Origin of the sequence: Flavobacterium bizetiae, from assembly GCF_024271895.1 — a bacterium.
In the GTDB taxonomy this organism is placed as follows: Bacteria; Bacteroidota; Bacteroidia; order Flavobacteriales; family Flavobacteriaceae; genus Flavobacterium; species Flavobacterium bizetiae.
The window spans coordinates 5,108,920-5,123,838 of record NZ_CP091861.1 but is presented as its reverse complement, the minus strand read 5'-3'; the positions used below and the strand labels follow the sequence as shown (position 1 = coordinate 5,123,838).

9 protein-coding genes are annotated in these 14,919 nt (G+C 37.2%); all 9 read right to left on the bottom strand.

The genetic code is table 11. The features are described 5' to 3' along the window. Positions 1 to 19 precede the first annotated feature (19 nt). Positions 20 to 1,186 (bottom strand): LLM class flavin-dependent oxidoreductase, encoded by a 1,167-nt coding sequence (locus L0669_RS21035; protein WP_263759830.1) that lies wholly within the window; start codon positions 1,184 to 1,186, stop codon positions 20 to 22. Then, positions 1,179 to 1,334, bottom strand: a complete 156-nt coding sequence (locus L0669_RS21030; protein WP_173968693.1) for a hypothetical protein — start codon at positions 1,332 to 1,334, stop codon at positions 1,179 to 1,181. The genes L0669_RS21035 and L0669_RS21030 overlap by 8 nt, the downstream gene beginning before the upstream one ends. Positions 1,335 to 1,349: 15 nt before the next feature. Further along, positions 1,350 to 3,053, bottom strand: a complete 1,704-nt coding sequence (locus L0669_RS21025; RefSeq protein ID WP_263759829.1) for an amidohydrolase — start codon at positions 3,051 to 3,053, stop codon at positions 1,350 to 1,352. Positions 3,054 to 3,105: 52 nt separating this feature from the next. Further along, positions 3,106 to 4,569 carry a RagB/SusD family nutrient uptake outer membrane protein gene (locus tag L0669_RS21020; RefSeq protein WP_263759828.1) on the bottom strand — a complete coding sequence of 488 codons (1,464 nt, stop codon included), beginning with the start codon at positions 4,567 to 4,569 and terminating at the stop codon, positions 3,106 to 3,108. Between the two features lie 31 nt (positions 4,570 to 4,600). Next, positions 4,601 to 7,786, bottom strand: a complete 3,186-nt coding sequence (locus L0669_RS21015) for a SusC/RagA family TonB-linked outer membrane protein (protein ID WP_263759827.1) — start codon at positions 7,784 to 7,786, stop codon at positions 4,601 to 4,603. Between the two features lie 841 nt (positions 7,787 to 8,627). Beyond that, positions 8,628 to 10,274, bottom strand: a complete 1,647-nt coding sequence (locus L0669_RS21010; RefSeq protein ID WP_263759826.1) for an arylsulfatase — start codon at positions 10,272 to 10,274, stop codon at positions 8,628 to 8,630. Positions 10,275 to 10,782: 508 nt separating this feature from the next. Next, entirely contained in the window at positions 10,783 to 12,045 is a 1,263-nt protein-coding gene (locus L0669_RS21005; RefSeq protein ID WP_263759825.1) for a YeiH family protein, read from the bottom strand. A gap of 232 nt (positions 12,046 to 12,277) precedes the next feature. Next, positions 12,278 to 13,894 (bottom strand): sulfatase-like hydrolase/transferase, encoded by a 1,617-nt coding sequence (locus L0669_RS21000; protein ID WP_263759824.1) that lies wholly within the window; start codon positions 13,892 to 13,894, stop codon positions 12,278 to 12,280. Positions 13,895 to 14,199: 305 nt separating this feature from the next. Next, a complete protein-coding gene (locus L0669_RS20995; RefSeq protein ID WP_263759823.1) occupies positions 14,200 to 14,916 on the bottom strand; it encodes a thioredoxin domain-containing protein in 717 nt (238 codons plus the stop codon). Positions 14,917 to 14,919 lie beyond the last annotated feature (3 nt).

Here is a 14,919-nt window from a genome sequence, read left to right as displayed (position 1 = left end):
TAATTTTTTGTTTTTATAGCTAAACCAATTCGGCATTGGTTAAAGGCGTTGTAGGTATTTCTTGCGGAATTCTTCCTTGCAAATGTGGTAACGAAGCATTAGGCAAACGTGGTAAAACCAATTTGGCAAAATAGTTCGCTTCTTCAATCAAAGGAAAACCAGAGAAAATAAAAGATCGAAAACCCATATCCATGTATCGGTTTAGTTTTTCTACAATTTGATCGGCACTTCCTACCAAACCGCTTCCGCAGCCCGAGAAAACTTTACCAATATCTGTCCAAAGAATATCTTCTACATAACCATCTTCATCAGAAGTTTCTCTTAATTCGTCTTGTTTTAAAACCCCTAACGAACGCGAATCTTCTCCACGACTTCTGATTTCTAATCCGCGTTCTTCATCAAATTTTGAAATTAGTTTTTTCGCGTAAGCTCTGGCTTCTTCCTGCGTTTCGCGAACGATCACGTGAATTCTTAACCCGAAATCAATTGTTCTTCCTTCGGCAACAGCACGTTCGCTCATTTCTTTTAGAGTGGCATACATCGATTCTTCAGATTCGGGCCAGGTCAAAAACACATCGCAATGTTTGGCGCAAACGGCTCTTGAACCAGGAGAAGTTCCTCCAAAATACAATAACGGACCACCATTTTGCTGATATGATTTTACAGGATCTGATGGCAAATCAAACTGATAAATTTCACCTTTATGCGATATTCTGTCTTGTGTCCAGCCTTGTTGCAAAATCTGAATCACTTCAGAACATCTTTGGTATCTTAAATTAGGATCTTCTCGCGTTCCCGGTAAATCAGAGTTGATGATATTCAATATCAATCTTCCTTTCAGCATATGATCTAATGAAGCAATTGCTCGTGCCAACATAGGTGGATGCACTTCTCCGGTACGGATTGCTAATAAAAATGTAATCTTATTCGTTTCGGGCGCCACACTTGCTGCAAAAGCCAATCCGTCTTGTCCTACCGTATAAGCCGATGGATAAAGAATATTGCTAAAACCTAATTTTTCTGCTTCTAATGTAATCTCACGACAATGCTCGTAACTGCTTCGGCGATCATTATCCAGAACGCCTAAATATGCTGTATCTCCACCAATAATATCATTGAACCACGAAATTTCTGCGACTCTTTGCGGCGTTCTAATGACTACTGTTTCAATTTTACCTTCAATCATTTTCTTTATTCTTTTTTAAAGCCTTTTTTAATTTTTTATTCTTTCCCTGTGAATGCTTATCAGCTTCACTAAACCAGTAAATTTCAGAAGTGTTTTTAGTAATTCTCATCGATACTGCAGGTGCGGGATTAATGTTTATCTGATTCATTTTTTGAGTTTTAGATTAATCTTTTTTAAAAACTGTTTTTCCTTCTTTAATCGTTTCAAGAACTGTAATGTCTTTTATTTTCGAAGGATCTATTTTGGTTAAATCATCGGACAGAACTACTAAATCTGCCAGTTTTCCGGTTTCGATAGAACCTTTGCTATTTTCTTCGAAATATTCGTAAGCACCATTTATCGTAATCGCACGCAAACCTTCGATAGGAGTTAAGCGTTCGTCAGGACCAATAACTTGTCCCGAACGTGATTTTCTTTCGACAGAAGTCCACAATAAAAACAACTGATTTAATGGCGTAACCGGATAATCGGTATGGTTTGTAGCAACAACCCCTTTTTTAATGGCAGTTTTTAACGGGCTTAAAAAGTTAGCTCGGTCTGCACCTAAATTGCGAACGTGTACATCGCCCCAAAAGAAAGCGTGATTGCTGAAGAAAGCAGCAATAATCCCCAGTTTTTTATAATCGTCTAACTGATCAGGTCGTACGAATTGCGAGTGAATCGTAACTGGTCTGCGATCATTGCTGTTTATATTTAAAGTTTTATTGGCGTTTTCGATCGCTTTTAGATACATATCGATTGTCGCATCTCCGTTGCAATGCACAAACGGACGAACATTATTTTTGAATGCTTTAATCACTAAATCATTAAACTGTTCCTGAGTAATATTTGGGAAACCTGTACACTCGTCATGATTACAACCCGGAACTTCTACCAAATAGGATTTACTAAAAAATGCCGTTTTACCTTGAGGAGAACCATCAGCAATCATTTTTGTTCCCGCCAGTTTCAGGTGATTTTTTAATACACCAAACTTGTATGCAGGATTTTCTAATACTTTATCTAAAGTTGGATAACCCGGCAAAGCTTCGATATCGATAAACAACTCATTTCTTTCTGCCGCTTTGTGTAATAATTCAACCGATTCAAAACTTGAATATCCGTCCTGAGCAGTTGTAATTCCGTTGCTTGCATAAAACAATTGTTGCTCTTTTAAACCTTTTAATTGTTCGTCTAGAGTAGGAGCAGGTTTTGCTGGTCTTTTCAATAATCGGCTGGCATTTTCCTGTAATAATCCTGTTGGTTCGTTAGTTCCTTTTTTTCTTTCGATGGCTCCACCAGGAGGATTAGCTGTATTGGCATCAATCCCTGAAAGTTTTAAAGCATACGAATTCGAAACCGACATATGTCCGTTGATGTTTGTAATCGTAACGGGATTGTTAGGAAAAGCAGCATCGAGATCTTCTTTATTCGGATGTCTTTTTTCTTCTAATTGATCCTGGTCATATCCGTAAGCATCGATCCATTCGCCTGGAGCGATATTTTTTTGCTTTTGAAAAAACTGAATACGTGCTACTAAATCTGCAATATTTTTAACGTCACCCATTGGTGGAGAACCAACATTTACAGTAGTTGATCGCGATAAACCCATAAAATGGCTATGACCATCAATAAATCCCGGTACAACGGTTTTGCCTTTTAGGTCGACAACAATGGTGTTTTTGTCTTTTAATTTTTCGATTTTACTATTAGTTCCAACCGCAAGAATTTTACCGTTGCTTACCGCAACTGCTTGTGCCGTACTATTTTTGGCATCGACCGTAATAATATTACCGTTGATGAAAATCTTTTCGACGGTATTTTTTTGCTGTGCATTGATAACCGTCGTAGCGAAGATTATAGCCAGGCATTTTAAATTAGTTCTCATTTCGTTATTTCTTTTTTGTTTTTAATGCTTTATATTTTCTAAAATTCTAATGCTATCTCGGAGCCAGCTTGTTATATGCCAATTCGTTACTTGGTATTGCCCAAACATAATTTGCCGCTGTAGGCAAAACTTCAGGAGCAGCACCTGCATTTCCTGTTTTTGCAGGAAGTGCCTGAACTCTTCTCAATAAATCCGGAGTACGGAATCCTTCGCCTACCAATTCGATTCTTCTTTCGTTTAAAATAGTCCCGATTAATTCTTCTTTTGTGGTTACTCCCGTGGTGAAGATGTATGCAGCATCAGAACGATTTCGAACCGCTGATAATAAAGTTCTCGCCAAAGGTAAATTGTCGTTTTGAGCAGCGGCTTCGGCGTAATTCAGTAAAATTTCGGCATAACGAATCACAGGAACATAATCAGTAAAAGGGGCACCATTTTTCTTGAATTTGTTCAGTAATTTTTGCCCGTTTGCATTCGTGATCACCAAACCTTTTCGGGCATCTGCAGAAGTTGGAGAAGCATAAACCGGATCAGCAATAATGGCTGCTGTATTAAAATAAATAACAGGCGTTAGGTAATTTCCACCTAGAGCACTTTGCAAAGCCGGAGCTTCGGCAGCAGTGGTAAACGGAATCGAAAATATAGCTTCGTTCCCAACATAAGAACCTCCAAAAACGGTCGCAACATTTGGCTCTAAGCGATGTGTTAAACTTCCGGAAACATATTGAAAAGGAGCGGTTGCAGGAACTAATTTACTGGCTTCGGTAATTACTTTTGCATAGTCGCCTTTGCTTAAATAAACTCTGGTTTTTAAGGCAATTGCAGAGGCTTTATGTGCTCTTGAAGCGGTTAGAATTCCTGTTGCGTAACTTTCCGGCAAATCGACTTCTGCATCGTCAAGATCTTTTAAAATCTGCGTATAAACATCGGCAACGCTGCTAAAAGCAAGATCGTTTAATCCGCCTGAAGTGTTTCCTTTTAATCTTAGCGGAAGCGCCAATGCAGCACTATTTTGGGCATAAGGTTTTGCATAAGTCTGTACTAAACTTAAGTACGAAATTGCTCTTACAAATTTAGCTTCTGCAATATAATTTTTACGTAGATCCTCTGTAATGACAGTAGAATTTGCCAGATTATCAATTAGAATATTCGAAAAGTTAATCGTCGTATAAGCAACGCTCCAAACTGAGTTTACAAAATCTCCTGATGAGGTTATGGTTTGGTTCCAAACATTGGCTCCGGTTGAATTATTACCATCATTCTGGCTGAATTCGTTTCCTCTTTGTTCATTAAAAATAATGAAACGTCCGCCGTAAAAAGAAGGATTGCTAAACTGACCGTAAAGCCCGTTTACCTGACCTAAAATTTTGGCTGGTGTGCTGAAAGCAGTTTCGGTAGAAATGCTCGTTTCCGGAACAGTATCTAAAGCATTATCACTACATCCGGCCAATAATAAGGCTAGAAATGGTGTAATAATGAAGGCTTTTTGTATGCTTTTTTTATAATTGAAAATCATGATGTTTTTATTTTTAATTAAGATTTAATGTCTAGAATCCTACATTAAGTCCTAAAGTGAATACTACTGAATTGGCCGGTACGTTTTGATCTTTTCCTGAATTGATTGAGTTTCCGTTGATTGAAATCTCCGGATCTGATCCGCGATATTTTGTCCAGGTATGTAAATTAGATCCCTGCGCATATACTTTTGCTGACGAAATGTATTTGTTTACCAATTCGTTCTTAACCGGAATTCTATAGCTTAAAATGATGTTTTTTACTTTTAAGTAAGAACCATCTTCTACATAAGCAGAGTTACTGGAAGAGAAACCTCCTGAGAAACTGTCTCCGTAAATTAATTTTGGAACATCTGTAACTTGTCCGGGTGTTGTCCAGCGGTCTTTTATAAAAGTTCCGTTGTTAAAGAAACGCTGATCAGATAAAGTCGATCTTGTACCATTGTACAATTTGTTTCCGCCAGAGAAAGTCAGACCAATCGTTAAATCGAAATTTTTGTACGATAAATTATTGTTTAATCCGCCATAATAAGTAGGTAATGAAGGGCCTTGAATACGCCCGTCACGATAGTTGTCGATTGCCGGAGCAGTAGCACCATTTAAATACGTAAAAGCTTTTGTAAGTGCATTGTATTGTACTTCTTCGTTATTGGCATTTACATAAACACGGTTTCCGTTTTCAGGATTTACGCCAGTCGTTGGTACGGCGAAAATAGATCCTACAGAATAACCTTCTCTTGTAATATTCTGAATTCCGAAAGTGCTTAAAACCGTTGGATAAATATCTCCGTATCCGCCTAAAGAAGTCACTTTATTTTTGATGGTCGACAAATTAAAATTGGCATTCCATTGAAAATCATTACCATTGATGATGTTTGCATTTACACTAAGTTCAAAACCTTTGTTGTATAAAGAACCCACGTTTGCTGCAATAGAGTTGTTCGGAATTCCTTGTGATAAAGACTGAGGCGCATTCAAAATCAAATCGTTGATGTTGTTTTTGTAATAATCAGCTTCAACAGTAATGCGGTTATCAAACAATCCGAAGTTGATTCCGAAATCAAGCTTTTTGCTCGTTTCCCATTTTAAGTTTGAATTTCCGGACTGCGAAAAATTAAGTGTTGGAACTCCTGCATAAGTCCCTGCCGAATATTGAGATAAAGCAGCATAATCATTTAATTCGCTGTTACCCACAACGCCATAACTTGCGCGAACTTTAAAGGCATTTAAAACATTTTTTATAGAAGAACTCTTGAAAAAATCTTCTTCAGATATATTCCATCCTACAGAAGCACCTCCAAAATTTCCCCATTTATTTCCAGATGCCAAAGCGGATAATCCGTCTCTTCTAAAGTTAAGATTCAGCAAATATCTTTTGTCATAATCGTAGGCAATACTACTGAAATAAGAAAGCAATACATTTTCGGTCTGAACAGAAGGGCCAGGAGCAATGGTTGTAAATCCGCCTTGATAACTGGTAAAAAACGGATCTGTTAATCCTGTTTTTATAGCGCCCCAACCGTCAATTTCGCGAGTGTTTTTTTCCTGTCCTAAAAGTACTTTCAAACTGTGTTTTTGATCGAATACAGTAGCGTAGGTAAGGGTATTCGTCCAGTTTGATCTTGAATATTTTGTGTTAGAGTTTGTTGCAGCACCTTTAGTCGAAAAACCGTCACCGCTATACGGGTTTCTGAATTCTTTGTTTTCTACCACAAAATTATTGATGCCGTAAACCGTTTTGAATTTTAGGTTTTTGATGATTTCAAGTTCTGCGTAAATGCTTCCAATAAAAGTGTTATTTTCAGAAGTATTTTTATCCAAATCTAAAATCGTTTGCAAATTGTAGGCATTAAAAACTCCCAATGAAGGACTGTTTGCACCGTATCCAATATTTCCGTTACTCGGGTTGATGTTATAAGAACCATCAGGATTGTAAACCGAAACGTTTGATGGTAAAATATACGTAAGTCTTCCTAAAGGCTGTAAACCAATATATTGTGTGTTAACAGCATTTCCTCCCGAAGATCCGATCGAGTTGGGTGTCGAAGATCCTGAATTAGGGCCTGAATTTAGAGAGTTGTTATAAGAAAAATTCGTTCCTAAAGTTAAGGCGTTGTTTAATTTATGTTCAAAATTTAAACGAATCCCTTTTCGTACGAATTCATTGGTTCTCAAGATTCCGTTTTGATTCGAATAATTGGTTGAAATAAAATAACTCGTAGAATTAGTTGCGCCAGAAAAACTAAGATTATGATTTTGAGAAACTCCGGTATGATATGCCACATCGTACCAATTGGTTCCTATTGTCGATCCGTCAGCATTTTGTCCTAAAGCAAAACCAGGCGTAAGTCCCGCGTTTGTTCTGGCTTCGTTTTTAATGCTTACATAATCTTCGGCATTCAAAAGTTTAGGTAAATTCGTTGCTTTATTCCAGCTTACCCAAACATCATAATTTACGTTTACTTTTCCTTTTTTCCCTTTTTTAGTGGTAATCACGATAACGCCATTTGCTGCACGAGATCCGTAAACCGCTGCGGCCGATGCATCTTTTAGAACATCAATCGATTCGATATCATTTGGGTTAATGTCAGATAACGGGTTGTTACCAATCGCACCTCCGGCAGTTCCGGTAAAAACCGTAACACCATCAACAATAATTAAAGGATAAAGCGAACTTGTGATCGAATTGATCCCTCGAATTCTGATTACCGGAGTATTGTTTAGAGATCCACTGGGCTGTACAATGTTTAATCCTGAAGCCTGACCGCCTAGTAACTGATCAAAACTTTGTGCCGGACGATTGGCGATTTGTTTTGCATCGATTTTAGAAGTTGCTCCTGTAAAGGTTTTTTTAGCCGATGTGCCATAACCTACAACTACTATTTCGTCTAGTTTTTCAACTTGTTCTGTTAGTTTTATCACAACAGGACTTCCGTCTACTACAACTTCTTTCGAATTGTAACCAATGTAATTAATGACTAAGGTATAAGGGAATTTTTGTCCGGTCTGGAAATAAAATTTTCCGTCAATATCCGTTTCAACGCCGTGTGTAGTTCCTTTTATGTTTACCGAAGCGCCAATAATAGGTTGATTTGATATTTGATCTACAATCGTTCCGTTTAGTTTCGATTGAATATTTGGTTCTGTATTTTGAGCATTTAGTCCTATGGAGATGAACAAAATGCTAATCCATAAAATAATTTTGGTATTTTTTTTCATTCTTGGTTATTGATTTTTTGTAATTAAAGAATGCCGGAAAGTTGGATTAAAACGATCCTTTCTGCATTCTTTGATTTAGTGATAAATGTTCTTTTAGCCTAGCCATTTCTGTTGCCGCAGAAATATTTAGGAGCAGTTTTGTAGTGGTATTTGTGTCATGTTTGTTCGTATTAAATTATTGTTTTTGGATGATTTATAGTTATGCGTGATAATCCTTGCTGATGCAAAAAATGCAGCAAAATGATTGTTTAATATTCAATAAGAAAACCGTTGAGGTTTAAGAAAGTTCGTTTTTAAAATGCTGATTTTTTGGATGAAAATCGATTTTTAACGAATAGGATGTGAGGGAATTAACAACAGAAGCACATATAACAAAAGGTGTTATAAGTATATTTTTTTGGAAGAATGTAAAATGATATGCTTTCGGTTGTTTTCAAAATGTAGTTCTTTTGGTTTTAAACTCTACTAATTCTATAGACAAAGTTAAATTTAATCTAATAAAAACCAAAAGTTTTTTAAATTTTATTTGAAGAAGTAAGGAGGAAAGAGGTGATGTGTGAAATGGTATTGTATTTAATGTGTTGATTTTTAATTGTTTGAGTGTTTAGTTGATGAAATAAAAAAAACAAAAAAATAAGTATTGGTTAAATTTTTATACTTATTTTTCTGTCTTTAAGTAGTTTATGTAAATAAAATGCTCTTTTTTGAGTCAATTATTTCGTGAAGTTTCTATGTTTTTTTTAATTAAAGCCACAGATTAAAGGATTAAACAGATTAAAAATAAAATCTGCTCAATCTGCGTGAAAAATTTTCAACATCGAATAAAAATAATTCCTACCAATTACTTCTTCAAAGCTGCGCCGCCTGGCATTACCTCCGTTTTTAATTTGAATTTACTGTATTCAACCACTCCGGTTTTATCTGCCCAATCAAAATAAGCTGCCGAAAGTGTATTCACAATTCCCGGATTTTGTTGTGCGACATTCGTGGTTTCGCCGCGATCGGTTTCGATGTTGTAAAGTTCCCATTCGTAAGACGGATAAGTCGAAACCAATTTCCATTTACCATCTCTTACGGCTCTGTTTCCGGCTCTTTCCCAAAATAATGGTGCGCCTCTATCGACCTGCGAAACATTATTAAATAAAACAGGCAACAAACTGCTTCCAACCAAGGGGTTTGTCGTCACACCATTATATTGTTTGGGATATTCTATTCCGGCCAATTCGTAAAAAGTAGGAGCAAGATCAATAATATGCCCCGTTCCTTTATCGATTCTACCCGCTTTTATTTTTGATGGAAACCACGCAATAAACGGAGAACTGAAACCGCCTTCGTGCATATTATTTTTATATTGCTGCAACGGAGTATTCGATAAATACGCCCAGTTTTGTTCCTGATAATCAAACGATCCCGAAGTTCCAACTGGTCCGTCGTTTCGAACCAAACCTCTCCCTAACGGATTATAAGTATTGAAACCACCTTGCGCACCATTGTCTGAAATGAAAATAATAAGCGTGTTTTTATCCTTTTTTAAAGTCTTTAATTTCTCCAGAACTTTCCCCACATTTTGATCCATATTATCGACCATTGCGGCGTAAACTTCCATTTTAGCTTTCCAGAATTGCTTTTCGTCATACGTTAGTTTGCTCCATTCCGGAACCTCAGGATCTCTTGGAGAAACCGTTTGATCTGCCGGTAATATTCCGTTTGCTCTTAGTTTTGCAATTCTTTTTTCTCTCAAAACATCCCAGCCTTCATCAAATTTGCCCCGGTATTTTGCAATATCAACCGGTTTTGCCTGCAATGGCCAATGCGGAGCCGTAAAAGCCAAATACAAAAAAAACGGTTTATTTTCTTTGTTCTGCTCGTCTAAAAAAGTCACGGCATTGTTCCCGATTTCATCTGTAAAATAATACGAATCATCTTTAGGATGTAATTCCTCGTTATTGCGAATCAGTTTTACCGGATAAGGCGTTTTACCAAAAGGCAGCGGTTTCGTATCAAAATAGTTCGACGCACCTTTCAGGATTCCGTAAAACTTATCAAAACCTCTTTGATTTGGCCATTGCGCCTGATCTTCAGAACCTACGTGCCATTTTCCGGAAAGCAAAGTGCTGTAACCTCCCGAACGGAAAACTTCGCCTAATGTTAAAGATTCTTTGTTTAAATAACCCTGATATGCAGGTAAACCCAAATTGACATCAAAAAATCCCATTCCGGCTTTGTGTTGGTATTGTCCGGTAAGCAAGGATCCGCGCGTTGGTGCACAAATCGAGTTATTATAAAATTCGCGTAAACGTAAACCTTCGCTGGCTAATTTATCTAAGTTGGGTGTTTTAATCTCGGAACCGTAATTTCCTAAATCAGAATAACCCATATCGTCGACCATGATTAAAATGATATTCGGTTTTTCTGAAGTTGTTTTGTTTTGTGCCGAAACTAAAACAACTGATAGCAGCAGGTTTAGCGTAATAATTGTTTTTTTCATTATAGTTGATATTTTAATTTATTCATATTGTAGAAATGGATTTTATCTCATCTTTTTCATTTTTGTCATGCTGATTTTTATAATAAGACCATTTTTTTTCAGGAGCTAATCCCGCTATCCGTTCCAATCTTTTGTGGCTCCCGATAGCCATCGGGACCGCCACAAAAGGATTTCCACTGCTATCGGGGCTAGGGGCATCATTTTCATAATAATATTTTCGTGTTGTTTCTCATCCCGAGGAACGAGGGATCACACTAGAAACTCCGCAAAGAAATGGCGATAATCGTTGTCGAGCTACTTGCGAAGATCCCTCGTTCCTCGGGATGACAAGCTTGTGGGTACTTTTATTGAACATCATTGTTTTAACTTTGTCAAAGTTCCAAACTTTGACAAAGTTTTTTTGCGCAAAGTCATTGCGAGGAACGAAGCAACCTCATTTGCAAAGTCAAATGTTGTATGTAAATTGTTAGTGTGGTTGCTTCGTTCCTCGCAATGACAATGATTGTGCTTATTTACCAAACAACAAAAACGCAATAATCAGCGTGATAATCACATTGAATAATTGTGCGATTAAAAACGCATACAAAGGCTTACGGCTATTATTACTCAACAAATCTTTAAAATTCGTTTCAAGACCAATACTTGTAAAAGCCAAAGCAAACCAAATACCTTGCAGGTTCTTCAAACTATCTTTTACGCCATCTCGGGTTTCAGAAGTAAGCAGGAAAGAAAACAACAATGAAGCGGCAATAAAGCCAATAATGAATTTTGGAAAACGTTCCCAAATAACACTCAAAGTGGGTTTTGATTCAACAGCTTCAGCCGATTTGTTGTGGGTATACGTCCAATAAACTGAGATGGCAAAAGCGGCGATTCCTAGTAATACATTTTGAGAGAATTTTACAATCGTGCTAATCTTCAAAGCAGTTTCACCAACCAAAGAACCAGAAGCTACTACCGCGCCAGATGTATCAATACTTCCGCCAAGCCACGCTCCGGTAACTTCTTCGGGGAAATTGAAATATTTAGCAATTATTGGCATGAAAATCATCATAGGAATTGCGGTTACCAAAACAATCGAAATAACATAAGACAGTTTTTTCGAATCGCCTTTAATCGCTCCCGACGTGGCAATCGCAGCCGAAACGCCACAAATAGAAACTGCACTCGAAATCATCATAGTCAATTCGTCGTCGACTTTTAGTTTTTTACACAACCAAAAAGCAAAATACCAAACGGATAAAACGACAACCAAAGCTTGGATTAATCCTAAAGAACCTGCTTTTAGAATGTCTGAAAAGATCACGCTGGTTCCTAATAATACCAATCCTATTTTGACAAAAACTTCTGTAGAAAGTGCCGATCGAAACCATTCCGGAAGTTTGAAGAAATTGCCAATCGCGAGACCAATCGCTAAACTGAAGATTACAGCTTCGAGATTCAGTCCTTTTACTTCGGTATTTCCTGCAATAATGAGTGCGATAACGGTTAAAATATACACCACAGGAAAGCCCAATAAAAAGTATTTTACTGATTTACCGATCAAAAATGCGCCTAAAGTTCCGATAGAAATCAGGTATAAAAATTGTAATCCGAGGATTTTCAGATTTTCAAAATCGAATACATCCTGGAATAAATCGGTTCCGGTGGACCACTTGAAAACGGGAACTTCGGGAAGAAAAACAAAAAGAGAAATCCCGATGATTATAAATCCGAGAATTACGACAGTCCAGTCTTCGTGAATGTTGAATGATTTGGTTGGGGTTGACATGGTATTATTTAATGGTTTTAATTTTTTTGAATAGGCTCCAGCTTTAGCTGGAGATTATTGTTATTTTAATGAAATTGGCTTTAGCCGAACTTTTATTTGGCTAAAGCCTTTGAATATCTTCATTTTTAAACTCCAGCTAAAGCTGGAGGCAATTCATAGAATCGATGTAAAAAAGAGATATTGAGTTAAACCCGACAGGTTTTTAAAACCTGTCGGGTTTGTATGATGCTGACTATAAATCAACAAAATATTTTTGTTTGCCAAAATCAAACTCATAATGCGTTAGATTTGGCCATAAAGGTTTTACAAGACCTTTTTCCCAGTTTTGTAAAGCAAGGTGTAATTCCTTTACTTTTTCAGGATTTTTTTGAGCCAGATCTGTTGTTTCAGATTTGTCTGCAGCTAAATTATAAAGCCATTCTTCGTGCGTTTTCCCGCTGATGATTAATTTCCAATCGCCGCTTCTAATCGCTTTTGCATCACCGGAACGCCAGTATAAATTTTTATGTGCTTCTTTATTTTCGTTTACGGTACTTACAAGATCAACGCCATCATAAACACGGTCTTTTGGTAAATCAGAATGTATCGCCGCGGCAATCGTAGCGAAAATATCTAATGTACTTACCGGAGTTTTATAAATCGTATGCGGTTTGATTTTTCCCTTCCACGAAAGTGCAAACGGAACATTTACTCCGCCTTCAAAATGAGAAAACTTTCCGGCTTTTAAAGGCGCGTTTGTAGTTGCAAAAGTGTAATCGGCGCCACCGTTGTCGCTGGCAAAAATGATGAGTGTATTATCTTCAAGACCTTCTTTTTTGACTTTCGCTCTTATTCTTCCCACAGCATCATCAAGTGCGCTGATCATGGCAAAATAAACGCGTTTATTTTCGTCTTTTACGTTCGGGAAACGATCGTAGTATTTTTTGCGAACCTGAAAAGGCGTATGTGGCGCATTAAATGGGACGTAAAGCAAGAAAGGTTTCTTCTTGTTTTTATCAATAAAAGCTTCGGCTTCATCAGCGAATGTTTCGGTTAGATAGGCTTTGTTATGAATGATGGTAGTATCACGACGAATTTGTCCGATACCAACACGACCATTTCCCCAAATCATTTTATCGGTAAAATCTTTGTGATGATGGTTGATAATATCCGGATTATCATCTTCTGGAGTATAAAGCGAGAATGCCTGGTAAAACCCATAATGGTAATCGAAACCTCGGTCTAAAGGAAAAAATCCTTTGTTGTGACCCAAATGCCATTTTCCGATAATTGCTGTGCTATAACCTTCTCTTTTGGCGAGATCAGCAAACGTAATTTCAGATTGTGGCAAACCTTGCGTCGCAATCGAAGCTTCGTTTGGGTAATTGATTTTTGGGTTTAATCGCCAATTATTGGTATTGATTAAATACTTGAATCCGTAATATTCCAGATTGTTTTTTGGATAACGATCTCCGGGCTGAAATTCATGTCCGAAGCGTTCCTGATAACGTCCGGTTAGGATACCCGCGCGCGAAGGCGAACAAATCGAAGCGGAAACATAACCGTCCTGAAAAGTTACCCCGGAAGCCGCCAAAGAATCAATCTGAGGTGTTGGTATCGATTTTCCTCCGTATAATGAAATATCATATTTACCTAAATCGTCAGCGAGGATAATAATGATATTAGGTTTTTTAAAGGAACTGTCTGTAGAAACTTTTTCAGCCAGGAATTCCTTTTTTCCTTCCAGTAATTTTTGGTCCGGTTTTATTAATGTTCCGTCAGTATTGATGGGCCAGAATAAAAATACAGCCAACAGAAAAAGTACAATTACTATGGGGAGGATAATTTTTTTTGCTTTGGATAATGCCATGGTTTTTATTTTATATTTTGGAAATGATTGACTTGGTAAAAATCTTTGTCAAAGTTTAAAACTTTGACAAAGATCTATGCTCATTTTTGTCATCCCGAGGAACGAGGGATCTCCGTTAGTAGCTCTGCATGTGTCAGTTTCTTGCGAAGATCCCTCGTTCCTCGGGATGACAAACAAGACGAAAAATGCTCTTATGAAAACGATTGCCCTAGCCCCGATAGAAGTGGAAATCCTTTTGTGGCGGTGTTCGCCACAAAAGATTGGAACGTATAGCGGGATTAGCTCCTGAAAAAAAAGATTCGTTTTTATTTCACCGCTAAAGCCAGATCAACATCATTTTTCAGATCGCCTAATCCTTCTTTTTTAAAGACAATTTTTCCGTCTTTGTATAAAATTAAAGTCGGAAAAACTTTTACGGTTTTTAGATCGGCGATTACTTGCGGACTGTCTTCAAGATCGATTTCTACGATTTTTAAATTAGAACCGTATTGCGCTTTGAGGGTTTCTAAAACAGGCTTCACTTTTTTACAAGCACCACAATATATTGAACCAATATCTACCAGAACATCTTTGTTTTCGGCAATGTTTTTTTTGTATTCTGCTAGCGTCAATTTGCTTTTAGAATTGGCGTAAAAAGGTTTTCCGTTTCCAATCCAGTTGGCGATTCCGCCTTCAAGACTGTAAGCTTCTTTGAAACCTTTTTTTAATAAATCATCGGCCAGCCAAACGCTTCTTCCCGCGCCAATAGAGTAGGTGAAAACAGGTTTCGATTTGTCTAATTTTGCTATTTGTGCAGCATAATCTTTAGATTCGAGATTAAAATTTACTGCTCCGTTAATATGATTCAAAGCAAATTCTTCAGGACCTCTGGCATCAATTATTTGTGGCTTTTTCTCGTTCTGAATTTTACTGTAAAACACGTCTAACGAAACGGTATTCGAACTTTTATTCTGAGAAAAACCTGCAACTGTAAAAAGCAAGATTGCGGTTGCGATACTATTTTTAAATATTTTATTTTTCATCAT

What these genes read in the sequence shown, in the direction of transcription:
- L0669_RS21035 (WP_263759830.1), bottom strand. Translation starts at nt 1,186, where the DNA reads ATGATTGAAGGTAAAATTGAAACAGTAGTCATTAGAACGCCGCAAAGA.
- L0669_RS21030 (WP_173968693.1), bottom strand. Translation starts at nt 1,334, where the DNA reads ATGAATCAGATAAACATTAATCCCGCACCTGCAGTATCGATGAGAATT.
- L0669_RS21025 (WP_263759829.1), bottom strand. Translation starts at nt 3,053, where the DNA reads ATGAGAACTAATTTAAAATGCCTGGCTATAATCTTCGCTACGACGGTT.
- L0669_RS21020 (WP_263759828.1), bottom strand. Translation starts at nt 4,569, where the DNA reads ATGATTTTCAATTATAAAAAAAGCATACAAAAAGCCTTCATTATTACA.
- L0669_RS21015 (WP_263759827.1), bottom strand. Translation starts at nt 7,786, where the DNA reads ATGAAAAAAAATACCAAAATTATTTTATGGATTAGCATTTTGTTCATC.
- L0669_RS21010 (WP_263759826.1), bottom strand. Translation starts at nt 10,274, where the DNA reads ATGAAAAAAACAATTATTACGCTAAACCTGCTGCTATCAGTTGTTTTA.
- L0669_RS21005 (WP_263759825.1), bottom strand. Translation starts at nt 12,045, where the DNA reads ATGTCAACCCCAACCAAATCATTCAACATTCACGAAGACTGGACTGTC.
- L0669_RS21000 (WP_263759824.1), bottom strand. Translation starts at nt 13,894, where the DNA reads ATGGCATTATCCAAAGCAAAAAAAATTATCCTCCCCATAGTAATTGTA.
- L0669_RS20995 (WP_263759823.1), bottom strand. Translation starts at nt 14,916, where the DNA reads ATGAAAAATAAAATATTTAAAAATAGTATCGCAACCGCAATCTTGCTT.